An 11,365-nucleotide genomic window follows, 5' to 3' on the forward strand; every position below is an offset into this window, starting at 1 on the left:
CACCAAATGGGCTGCCGATTGTGGCTATAAGGGTGTGCAGGTGCCCAGTTGGGACGCACGGCTGATCGACTTGGCCAAAGCGGCGTCAAGCAAGGATTACTGCGATGAGTTCAAGGGCAAGGCAGTCGAGAACGGCGTAGAGGTCACCGAACTTTCGACCCACCTTCAGGGCCAGTTGGTCGCGGTGCACCCGGCCTATGACACTGCCTTTGACGGCTTCGCCGTAGAGGAAGTGCGCGGCAATCCCAAGGCGCGTCAGGAATGGGCCGTCGAGCAGGTAAAGATGGCGCTTTCGGCGTCCAAGAATATGGGGATTGGCGCACATGCGACCTTTTCGGGCGCGCTGGCGTGGCCTTATGTCTACCCATGGCCACAGCGCCCTGCGGGGCTGATTGAGACCGCCTTTGATGAGTTGGCCGCGCGTTGGCTGCCGATCCTGAACCACGCCGAAGACTGCGGCGTCGATGTCTGCTATGAGATCCACCCCGGCGAAGACCTGCATGACGGCATCACCTATGAGATGTTCTTGGAACGCACGGGCAATCACGCGCGGGCCAACATGCTTTATGATCCCAGCCACTATGTCCTGCAATGCCTTGATTATATTGATAACATCGACATCTACAAAGACCGGATCAAGATGTTCCACGTCAAGGATGCTGAGTTCAATCCGACAGGGCGTCAGGGGGTCTATTCTGGCTACCAAAGTTGGACGGACCGCGCCGGGCGGTTCCGGTCGCTGGGCGACGGCCAGGTTGATTTCGGCGCGGTCTTTTCCAAAATGGCGGCGAATGATTTCGATGGTTGGGCCGTGGTGGAATGGGAATGCTGCCTCAAGCACCCCGAAGACGGCGCGCGCGAGGGGGCGCAGTTCGTCAAGGATCATATCATCCGCGTAACCGACAAAGCCTTTGACGATTTCGCCGATGGCGGCACCGATGAGGCGGCAAACCGCAAGATGCTGGGGATCGACTGATGGCACGTATTCGACTTGGCATGGTGGGCGGCGGCAATGACGCCTTTATCGGCGGGGTGCACCGCATCGCTTCGCGCATCGATGACCGTTTTGATCTGGTGGCAGGTGCGCTGTCTTCGACCCCCGAGAAATCCGCTGCCAGTGCGGAGGCTTTGGGCATCCCGCGCTCCTACGGCAGTTTCGAAGAGATGGCCGAGGCCGAAGCCGCCCGCGACGACGGGATTGAGGCGGTTTCGATCGTGACGCCTAACCACGTGCACGCCGCCGCAGCCCAAGCATTCTTGGCCAAGGGCATCCATGTGATCTGCGACAAGCCGCTGACCTCAACGCTTGAGGATGCGGAGGCGTTGGCGGCCAGCGTCGCGGAGGCCGAGGCGCTTTTCATCCTCACCCATAACTACACCGGCTACCCCATGATCCGCCAAGCGCGGGCCATGGTGGCGGCGGGTGATCTGGGCGATATTCGCATCGTTCAGGCAGAGTACCCGCAGGATTGGCTAACCGCGCCGATGGAGAACGAAGGCGTCAAACAAGCCGAATGGCGCACCGATCCCGCACGCTCTGGCGCGGGTGGCTCGGTGGGGGACATCGGCACCCATGCCCATAACCTTGCGTGCTTTGTCAGCGGTCTGCAGGTCGAAAGCCTTGCCGCAGATCTGCAAAGCTGGGGCAAGGGGCGAAAGCTCGACGACAACGCGCATATGATGCTGCGTTTTGCGGGCGGCGCGCGCGGCATGCTGTGGTCAAGCCAAGTGGCCCCCGGTAACGAAAACGCGCTGAAGCTGCGGGTTTATGGGGAAAAGGGCGGTCTGGAGTGGTCGCAGGAGGACCCGAACTACCTGTGGTTCACGCCATTGGGAGAGCCGAAACGCCTGATTACCCGCAACGGGGCCGGAACATCGGAAGCCTCGCAGTCGGTGAGTCGCATTCCCGGTGGCCACCCCGAAGGCTACCTCGAAGGGTTCGCCACAATCTATAATGAGGCCGCCGATGCGATCCGTGCGGTGCAGGGCGGGGCGACCCGCGAAAGCGCCATGGGCGTGCTGCCCGGCATCACTGCGGGCATGGCGGGGATGCGTTTCATCAACGCCTGTGTCACCTCCTCGGCCAATGATGCGGCGTGGACCAAGCTATGAGCGCCACCCCCGTTCTTGCCCTGCGCGACGTGAGCAAGAGCTTCGGCTCGATCGAAGTGCTGCATGGCGTGACCCTCGCGCTGGAGCCGGGGACCGTTCATGCGCTCATTGGTGAGAACGGGGCGGGCAAATCCACCACGATGAAGATCATGGCGGGCTATCAACTGCCCTCCAAAGGCGCTGTCGAACTTGACGGTGCGACCGCCCGTTTCGACAGTCTGCACGAGGGCGAGATGGCAGGGATCGTTATGATCCATCAGGAGTTCAATCTGGCCGAGCAGTTGACCGTGGAACAGAACATCTTTCTGGGCCGCGAATTGAAACGCGGGCCACTGCTCGACAAGGCCGAGATGCGGCGGCGCACGCGCGACTATCTTGATCGGGTGGCCTGCAACGTCTCCCCCGACGCGCTGGTGTCGCGCCTGTCGAACTCCGACAAACAGATGGTCGAAATCGCCAAAGCCCTCTCGCGCGATGCGCGGGTGTTGATCATGGACGAGCCGACGGCGGTGCTGACCAAACGCGAGACCGATGTACTGTTTAAACAGGTCGCGGCGCTGCGCGCGGCGGGCACGGCAGTTCTGTTCACCTCGCATAAATTGGACGAAGTGGCCGAGATCTCGGACCATGTGACCATCATGCGCGACGGGGCGGTGGTGCAGTCCGGCCCGACCTCTGAGATCACCGAAGATGAGATGGCGACCGCAATGGTGGGCCGCGATGTGTCGGACCTCTATCCGCCAAAACCCGGCGTGGCACAGGGCGCGCCAGAGGTGCTCTCGGTCGAAAACCTCAGCGTGCCGGGCTTTGCCAGAAACGTCTCCTTTTCGTTGCGGCAGGGCGAAATTTTGGGTGTCGGCGGGCTCATCGGCTCGGGCCGGACTGAGGTGATGGAAGGGCTGGCGGGGCTGCGCCCGGCGACGTCCGATCGTGTCACGCTTTTCGGCCAGCCGGTGCAATTCAAACGACCCAGCGACGCGCAGCAAGCCGGGCTGTGCTACCTCACCGAAGACCGCAAGCTGCGCGGGCTGCTGTTGGAACGCGGCATGCGAGAAAACCTAACGCTGCAGAACCTGCATAAATTCGGCGGTTTCCTGATCGACCGAGGCGCCGAGGAAACGGCGTTGACCCATGCGATCAGCGAATTCGACATTCGCGCAGGCAGCCGTGATGTGCGCGTCGGCAATATGTCGGGTGGCAACCAGCAGAAACTGCTGCTGGCCAAGATCATGCTCTCTGAGCCGCGCATCCTGATCGTCGATGAACCCACACGCGGCATCGACATCGGTACCAAGCAGCAAATCTATGCCTTCCTGCGCAAACTGGCCGATCAGGGTCATGCGATCATCGTGATCACCTCTGAAATGCCCGAACTCATCGGCCTTGCCGACCGTGTGATGGTCATGCGGCTGGGCGAGGTCAGCGGCACGCTGAACGCAGGTGAGATCACGGAAGACGCGATTGTGCGCCTCTCGATGGGGCTGCGCGCCGAACAAATGCCGATGACGGCCTAAGGAAACCGAAGATGACAGATGTAACCACACCTCACACCAAAAGCTTCCGGATGCCGTCGATGTCCGTCCTCGGGCCAATCATCGCGCTGATCGTCCTTTTGGTTATCGGCGCGCTGATGAACTCCAACTTCCTGAGTGCGGCGAATATCACCAACGTGCTTGCCCGCTCGGCCTTCATCGGGATCATCGCGGTGGGCATGACCTTTGTCATTACCGCTGGGGGGCTCGACCTTTCGGTGGGGTCGATGGCGGCCTTTATCGCGGGGCTGATGATCTTGGTGATGAACGCCGCCTTGCCGAGCCTCGGTGTCGGCGTGCCGATCATCCTGTTGGGGATGTTCACGGCCATCGTCGCGGGGCTACTGGCTGGCCTGTTGAACGGCTTTTTAATTACCGCGCTTGGTATTGAGGCCTTCATCGTCACGCTTGGCTCCATGGGCATCTACCGTTCGCTGGTGACGTGGCTGGCCGATGGTGGCACCCTGTCGCTCGATTTCGGGCTGCGCAGTTTCTATCGGCCCGTGTATTTCGACGGGATCCTCGGGATCAGCTGGCCGATCATCGTTTTTGCGCTGGTGGTCATTATTGGTGAGATCATCATGTCGCGCACCGTTTATGGTCGCCACTGCGCCGCCACGGGCTCCAACGAACATGTCGCGCATTATTCCAATGTGAACGTCAACCGCACGCGGCTGATCTCTTATGCTGCTTTGGGCATCTTGGTGGGCATCGCGACAATCATGTATGTGCCCCGCCTCGGCTCGGCTTCGGCCTCGACCGGGGTGCTGTGGGAGCTGGAAGCCATCGCCGCCGTGATCATTGGCGGCACGGTATTGAAGGGCGGTTTTGGCCGGGTCTGGGGCACCGTCATCGGCGTGCTGATCCTAAGCCTCATCGGCAATATTCTGAACCTTACCGATTTCGTGTCGCCATATCTCAATGGGGCGATCCAAGGGATTATCATCATTCTCGCTGTGATCCTACAGCGCGAAAGGAAGACGGCGCTTTAAGCCGTAGTTGAACGCTTCATGGGAGGAGCAAAAATGACATTTACCAAAACATTCATTGCGACGGCGCTGGCCACGGCTGTCGGTACGGGCGCCTTTGCCCAAGAGACCAAGGTTATCGGCGTCTCGATCCCGGCGGCGACCCACGGCTGGGCGGGGGGCATGAACTTCCACGCCAAGGAGACCGTCGAGCGGCTGGAAGAGGTCTATCCCGATCTCGACTTCGTCCTCGCCACCGCGTCGGACCCCGGCAAACAGGTGAACGACATCGAAGACATGGTCGCCACGCGCAACATCGACGCGCTGGTGGTGCTGCCGTTTGAATCCGATCCGCTGACCCCGCCGGTGCAGGCTGTGGCCGAAGGCGGTGCATGGGTGACGGTGGTCGACCGTGGTCTTTCCGTTGAGGGCATCCAAGACCTCTATGTTGCGGGTGACAACAGCGGCTTTGGCAAGGTCTCGGGTGAGTTCATGGCCCAGCAGATGCCGGAGGGCGGTGATATCGTCGTGCTGCGCGGCATCCCCACCACCATCGACAACGAGCGTGTCGAGGGCTTCAACACAGCCATCGAAGGCTCTGGCATCAACGTGCTCGATATGGAGCACGGCAACTGGAACCGCGACGACAGCTTTACCGTGATGCAGGATTTCCTGTCGAAATACCCCAATATCGACGCGGTCTGGGCCTCGGACGATGATATGGCGATTGGCGTTCTGGCCGCGATTGAGGCCGCAGGCCGTGACGATGTGAAATTCGTGCTTGGCGGTGCTGGGATGAAAGAAATGATCAAGCGTACCGCCGATGGCGACGCGATGATCCCGGCCAATGTGACCTATCCGCCGTCGATGATCGCCACCGCGATTGAACTGACCGCCGTGGGCCTCACCTCCAACGCGCCGGTCTCGGGCACTTTCGTGATCGGCTCGGTGCTGGTGACGCAAGAGAACGCGATGGATTTCTACTATCCTGACAGCCCGTTCTAATGAACATCGCCACCGGCAGATTGCCGGTGGCATTTTCCCACTTGTGAAGTAATGAGTACCGCATGACCTATCTCGGCTTGGACCTAGGCACCTCGGGCGTCAAAGCGCTTTTGATCGACGAAGGCCAAAAAGCCTTGGCCGAGGGTCATGCCCCGTTGGAGGTTCAGCGCCCGCACCCGATGTGGAGCGAGCAGGACCCTCACTCATGGATCACCGCCTGCGAGGCCGCGATTGCGCAGGTCCGCGCGGCGGCCCCTGTGCACTTTGCAGCGCTGCGCGGCATTGCCGTGTCGGGCCAGATGCACGGCGCCACGCTGCTTGACGCGAACGACCGGCCCCTGCGCCCGACAATCTTGTGGAACGATGGCCGCGCCCACGCCGAATGCGCGGAACTGGAAGCGCACGCCGATTTTCGCGGGCTCGGTGGCAATATCGTCATGGCAGGTTTCACCGCGCCCAAGTTGCGATGGGTGCAAAAGCATGAGCCTGAGGTTTTCGAACAGGTCCGCAAAGTTCTGTTGCCCAAGGATTATGTCGGCCTTTGGCTGACGGGTGAACACGTCTCGGAAATGTCCGACGCGGCGGGTACGCTCTGGCTGGATGTGGCCAAACGCGATTGGTCGGATGAGCTGCTGGCCGCGACGGACTTGACCCGCGATCACATGCCGCGCTTGGTTGAGGGCAGTGCGCGCGCGGGTGGGCTGCGGGCCGCGCTTGCCGCCGACTGGGGCGTCAGCAACGTCGCCGTTGCGGGGGGCGCGGGCGACAACGCGGCCACCGCCGTCGGGCTGGGGCTGGTGCAGCCGGGGGAGGGGTTTTTGTCACTCGGCACTTCGGGCGTGCTTTTCACCGTGACCGACCGTTTCGCCAGCAACACCGAAGGTGCGGTGCATAGTTTCTGCCACGCCGTGCCCGAGACATGGCATCAGATGGGCGTGATCTTATCTGCCACGGATGCTTTGGCATGGCTGGGGCAGATCACGGGTCAAACTCCCGCAGCCTTGGCGGGCATGGTTAAGGGTGCGACCGAACCCTCTCCCATCACTTTCCTGCCCTATCTCTCAGGCGAACGCACGCCGCATAACGCGCCCGACGCCACCGGTGCCTTCCACGGGCTGCGCCGGGGGCATGGGTTGCCCGACATGGTGCAGGCAGTGATGGAGGGGGTCGGATTTGCCTTTGCAGACTGCTGTCGCGCACTGGAGCAATGTGGCTCCCTGCCAGAGCGTGTTTGCGTGGCGGGCGGGGGCAGCCAGTCAGAGACTTGGTTGCAGATGATCGCCGACATCACCGGGCTGACCCTCGACGTGCCGGAAAGCGGTGCACAGGGGGCGGCGCTCGGCGCGGCACGGCTGGCCATGCTGGGCTGCGGGGAGGCACGGCAGGCCGAGGTGATACACCCCCCAAAGATCCGCAAAAGCATCGCCCCGAACCCCGCGCTTGAAGGGGCCTATGCGCAAAGCTACGCGGCCTACCGACAGGCGTGGACGGGGCGCCAGACGCGCTAACCACCAGATCATAATGATAGACAGAGCAAGGGGCGACCAATGGGGCCGCCCCGTCGTCGATTACATCCCCGCAATCACCTTGTCCAAGGTGGCGGGATAGTCGCGCACCCGCACCCCGGTGGCGTTGTAGATCGCATTGGTGATCGCCGCAGCCGCGCCGCAGATGCCCAACTCACCGATCCCTTTCGCCTGCACCGGGTTGGCCCAATCGTCACGTTCCTCCAGCAGATCGACGGTCAGCTGCGGCACGTCGGCGTTCACCGGAATGTGGTATTCCGCAAGGTTGTGGTTGGCCACATGCCCGTCGCGCGGGTCAAAGGCCAACTCCTCGGTCAGCGCGATGCCGATGCCAAAGGTCATCCCGCCCAGACATTGCGAGCGCGCCGTCTTGGCATTCAGGATCCGCCCTGCGGCGAAAGTGCCGTGCATCCGCCGCACCCGCGTCTCGCCCGAGGCGGCATGAACCGCGACTTCGGCGAAATAGGCACCGAATGTCGCCTGCCGCACCGCCTCGGAAGTGTCGCCGGGCAGCACATGTCCAAGCTTCGCGATCTCATCGCCGTTCAGGATCTCGCTCAGGCTTCGGGTCTGATTGTCGAATGTGGCCATTCCATCTTTCAGCGTTAGGTCATTTTCGTCCACCTCCAGCCGCTCGGCCAATTGTTTGCGGATCGCCTCACAGGCCAGATAGACAGAGGTGCCGCTCGACGACGCGCCCCACGACCCGCCAGAGCCAGAGGCCGGCGGTAAGGTGGTATCGCCCAAGACCACATCCACGGCATCTCGCGGCAGGCCCATCATATCGCCCGCGATTTGCCCCAAAATCGCATAGGTGCCGGTGCCGATGTCGGTCATGTCCGTCTCGACCCGCAGGCGGCCATCGGGCATCAGCGTCACGCGGGCTTGGCTCTCCATCAGCACGTTGATCCGCGCCGCCGAGGCCATGCCGTATCCGATCAGCCATTCGCCCTCACGCCGTTCCTTGATGCCGGGGCGGTCGGCCCAGCCAAAGGTCTCGGCCCCGCTGTCAAGCGCCTCACGGAAGCGACGAGAAGAGAAGTCTTTGCCGCTTTCGGGGTCTTTTTCGGGGATGTTGCGGCGGCGCAGTTCGACCGGGTCCATGCCGATCTTGTCGGCCAGCTCATCCATCGCGCCCTCGAAAACGGTGACGCCCACCGCTTCGCCCGGCGCGCGGACAGAGCCTGCGCAGAGGCGGTGCACCCGTGCCAGATCCATCGACATCTTGCGGTTCGCCCCGGCATAGAGGAAATGCGAGGCTTGCAAAACCGGCTCAGCGAAGGTCTCTCCGGGCAGGTTGGACACGCGCGCGTCATGGCCCAGACCGGTCAACTTCCCCTCGGCATCAGCGGCAAGCCGCACACGCTGCGTGGTCTCTGACCTGCGCATCGTCGCCTCATAGACCTGTGGCCGTTGGAGGGCGACAGAAACCGGGCGGCCCACCTCTTTTGCCGCAATCGCCGCCGCGACCGCCTCGGGCGCGATCCCGAGTTTCGAGCCAAAGCCGCCGCCGACGTAAGGAGACAGGATGCGCAGCCGGTCGGGGTGAATGCCAAGCGCGTCCGACAGCTCGTTGCGGTTGTATTTCAGCATCTGATAGCTGCCGCGCAGGGTCAGGTCATCGCCGTCCCACGACGCGATAGAGGCATGCGGCTCCATCGGGGAGCTGGAATGCGACGGGGTGGTATAGGTCACATCCACCGAAAACGCGGCCTCCTGCATCGCGCTATCCAGATCGCCCTGATCCAGCGTTTTCGCCTCTTGCGGTTCAACCGCCGCCGTTGCAGGATCGACCGGCATAACCTCGCCGTTTTCAAGTTCCACCTTCAGCGATTGCGCCGCATGGCGGGCCTGTTCAAAGCCTTCGGCAACCACGACCGCGATCAACTGCCCAAGATAGGCGGCGTGATCCGGCCCCTGAATCGGGGCTTTGTTCGCGGTGCCTTGGGCGGGGTTGCGCAGCAGGCGTTCGTCTTGGATCACGGCCAAGACGCCCGGCATTTTCGCCACGTCATCCCGATTGGCCAAAACCACGCGGCCACTGTTGCCCGGGGCGCGGACCATCACGCCATGCACCATCCCCTCGACCTGCCATTCGTTGGCATAGGTCGCCGTTCCAGTAACTTTCAGCGGCCCCTCGGGGCGGTCAAGCGGCGCACCGACAAGACCCTGCGCCATATCATCAAGCCTGCGGGCGGTGGCGGGCGCGTCCATTTTGAATTGCTCGGTCATTGCTGGGCCTCCGCGGTAAGTTCGCTTAGCACCGACACCAGCGTGCGGCGGGCGAGGGGGATTTTGAAATCATTCGCGCCATAGCCTTTGGCCTCGGCCAGCAGCAGGTCGGCGGCTTTGTTGAACAGGTCTTCCGATGGCGCTTCACCGGTCAGCAGGTCCTCAACCTCAACATTGCGCCAAGGTTTCGGTGCCAGCCCGCCAAAGGCCAGATCGGCGCGGGTGATCCGCCCGTCCTGCACTTCGACGATCCCGGCCACAGAGACCAGCGCGAAGGCATAAGAGGCCCGATCCCGCACCTTGCGGTAGGTCTGTTTGCCCTCGACGGGCGCGGGCAAGACCACAGCGGTGATCAACTCGCCCGCTTCAAGAACGGTCTCTTGATCGGGGCGGTCTCCCGGCAGAAGATAGAGATCATCCAGCGTCAGGTGGCGCGTGCTTCCATCCTCTTTCAGCGTCTCCACCTCGGCCCCAAGGGCGCGCATGGCCACGGCCATGTCGCTGGGGTGGGTGGCGATGCAATGCTCCGAGGTGCCCAGCACGGCGAGGATGCGGTTAAACCCGTCTTTCGCCGAACAGCCCGTGCCCGGCTCACGTTTGTTGCAAGGCATTGCGCGGTCGTAGAAATACAGACACCGCGTGCGTTGCAGCAGGTTGCCCCCCGTCGTCGCCTTGTTGCGCAGCTGCCCGCTGGCCCCGGCCAGCAGCGCGCGGCTCAGCACTGGCCAGCCTTCGCGCACGCGGGCGTCATTGGCCAGATCGCTGTTGGTCACCAAGGCCCCGACGCGCAGCCCGCCGTCGTCGGTCTCTTCGATCTCGGCAAGGTCCAGACGGTTGATGTCGATCAGCGCCTCGGGGGTCATGACCTCTAGTTTCATCAGGTCCAAAAGGTTGGTGCCCCCGGCGATGAAAGTGCCACCGCCCGCCGCTTGGCGCGCTGCGGCTTCTGTGTCTTCGGCGCGGGTATAGTCAAAAGGTCTCATGCGTTTTCTCCCGCGGCTTTGCGGATCGCATCGACGATATTGGGATAGGCCGAACAGCGGCAGAGGTTGCCGCTCATCCGTTCCGAGATTTCTTCGGGCGTCAGGTCGGCCTTGCCGCTCAGATCATCGGTCACATGGCTGGGCCACCCGTTTGAGATCTCCTCAAGCATCGCGGTGGCCGAGCAGATCTGACCGGGGGTGCAATAGCCGCACTGAAACCCGTCTTCGCTGACAAAAGCCTCTTGCAGCGGGCTGAGGTTGCCGGGCTGGCCGATGCCTTCGATCGTGGTGACCTTATCACCGTCATGCATACAGGCCAGCGTCAGGCAGGCGTTGATCCGGCGTCCGTTCACCATCACCGTGCAGGCGCCGCATTGCCCGTGATCGCAGCCTTTTTTGCTGCCGGTCAGTCCAAGGTGGTGGCGTAACGCATCCAAAAGCGTTGTGCGGGGATCAAGATCCAGCCGCTGCTCGGTGCCATTAATGGTCAATTTCGTTTCCACGGCAAATTCCTTTGGCTAAATGGGGGCGGATGGGCAAAACCCTCCAGCTATCGGCTGCGTCGGGACGTAGGGCGGCGAAGTTGGGCGGCAAGCGGTTGGGCGCGGCGGAAGCGGAAGCCTCGCCGTTCGCGGTTCTAAATTACATAATGATGATTACAAGTGCAACGTCTGCCGATTGGGCACATTCTAAACTGGGTTGCGACACTTCCGGTATCTTGCTGAAAAAGCAAGGAGAACAGACATGGCACATACAGAGCTGGATTTGCGTGAAAGACGCATCATCGAGGACATGCTCAGAGCAAAATTCTCGATCAACAAAATAGCCGCTGAGCTTGGGAGACACCGCTCAACAGTCTATCGCGACATAAAGCGGAATTTTTACATTGATGGCGAAATGCCAAATCTCAGTGGCTACTATTGTGTGATTGCACAGCGGAAGGCAGAAGCTCGACGTGCGCGGCGGCGGAAATTGATCCGTCTCCCTAAGCTTCGGAAGGCTGTTAT

The 11,365-nt window shown here is 62.0% G+C and carries 10 protein-coding genes; 7 read left to right on the forward strand and 3 right to left on the reverse strand.

From position 1 onward, the window contains the following. The 6 genes from A3722_RS00220 to xylB all read left to right on the forward strand — a co-directional run. On the forward strand, window positions 1–976 hold a 976-nt coding region (locus tag A3722_RS00220; RefSeq protein WP_067915838.1), incomplete at its 5' end, for a sugar phosphate isomerase/epimerase family protein. Continuing rightward, entirely contained in the window at window positions 976–2,112 is a 1,137-nt protein-coding gene (locus A3722_RS00225; protein ID WP_067915841.1) for a Gfo/Idh/MocA family protein, read from the forward strand. The genes A3722_RS00220 and A3722_RS00225, both read left to right, overlap by 1 nt. Further along, window positions 2,109–3,626, forward strand: coding sequence for a sugar ABC transporter ATP-binding protein (locus A3722_RS00230; protein ID WP_067624947.1), 1,518 nt, complete (start codon window positions 2,109–2,111; stop codon window positions 3,624–3,626). The genes A3722_RS00225 and A3722_RS00230 overlap by 4 nt, the downstream gene beginning before the upstream one ends. An 11-nt stretch (window positions 3,627–3,637) precedes the next feature. Further along, complete coding sequence (locus A3722_RS00235; RefSeq protein ID WP_067624941.1) at window positions 3,638–4,636, forward strand: ABC transporter permease; 999 nt, start codon at window positions 3,638–3,640, stop codon at window positions 4,634–4,636. A 33-nt stretch (window positions 4,637–4,669) separates the two neighbouring features. Next, a complete protein-coding gene (locus A3722_RS00240) occupies window positions 4,670–5,617 on the forward strand; it encodes an ABC transporter substrate-binding protein (RefSeq protein ID WP_082849299.1) in 948 nt (315 codons plus the stop codon). A 62-nt stretch (window positions 5,618–5,679) separates the two neighbouring features. Continuing rightward, entirely contained in the window at window positions 5,680–7,125 is a 1,446-nt protein-coding gene (gene xylB / locus A3722_RS00245; RefSeq protein ID WP_067624938.1) for a xylulokinase, read from the forward strand. 60 nt (window positions 7,126–7,185) lie between these two features. Here xylB and A3722_RS00250 read toward each other — a convergent pair whose 3' ends face one another. The 3 genes from A3722_RS00250 to A3722_RS00260 are packed head-to-tail and all read right to left on the reverse strand — an operon-like array spanning window position 7,186 to window position 10,861. Continuing rightward, window positions 7,186–9,375 carry a xanthine dehydrogenase family protein molybdopterin-binding subunit gene (locus tag A3722_RS00250; protein WP_067624936.1) on the reverse strand — a complete coding sequence of 730 codons (2,190 nt, stop codon included), beginning with the start codon at window positions 9,373–9,375 and terminating at the stop codon, window positions 7,186–7,188. Then, the gene (locus tag A3722_RS00255; RefSeq protein ID WP_067624934.1) at window positions 9,372–10,358 is read right to left on the reverse strand and encodes an FAD binding domain-containing protein; all 987 of its coding nucleotides are present in this window, start codon (window positions 10,356–10,358) and stop codon (window positions 9,372–9,374) included. Before A3722_RS00255 ends, A3722_RS00250 begins: the two co-directional genes overlap by 4 nt. Further along, window positions 10,355–10,861 (reverse strand): 2Fe-2S iron-sulfur cluster-binding protein, encoded by a 507-nt coding sequence (locus A3722_RS00260; RefSeq protein ID WP_082849300.1) that lies wholly within the window; start codon window positions 10,859–10,861, stop codon window positions 10,355–10,357. The genes A3722_RS00255 and A3722_RS00260 overlap by 4 nt, the downstream gene beginning before the upstream one ends. A 241-nt stretch (window positions 10,862–11,102) precedes the next feature. On the opposite strand from A3722_RS00260, the gene A3722_RS00265 reads away from it, so the two are divergent. Then, the coding region (locus tag A3722_RS00265; protein WP_150120020.1) for a helix-turn-helix domain-containing protein at window positions 11,103–11,365 on the forward strand (263 nt) is incomplete at its 3' end.

Source organism: Sulfitobacter sp. HI0027, assembly GCF_001634775.1.
Classification (GTDB): domain Bacteria; phylum Pseudomonadota; class Alphaproteobacteria; order Rhodobacterales; family Rhodobacteraceae; genus Sulfitobacter.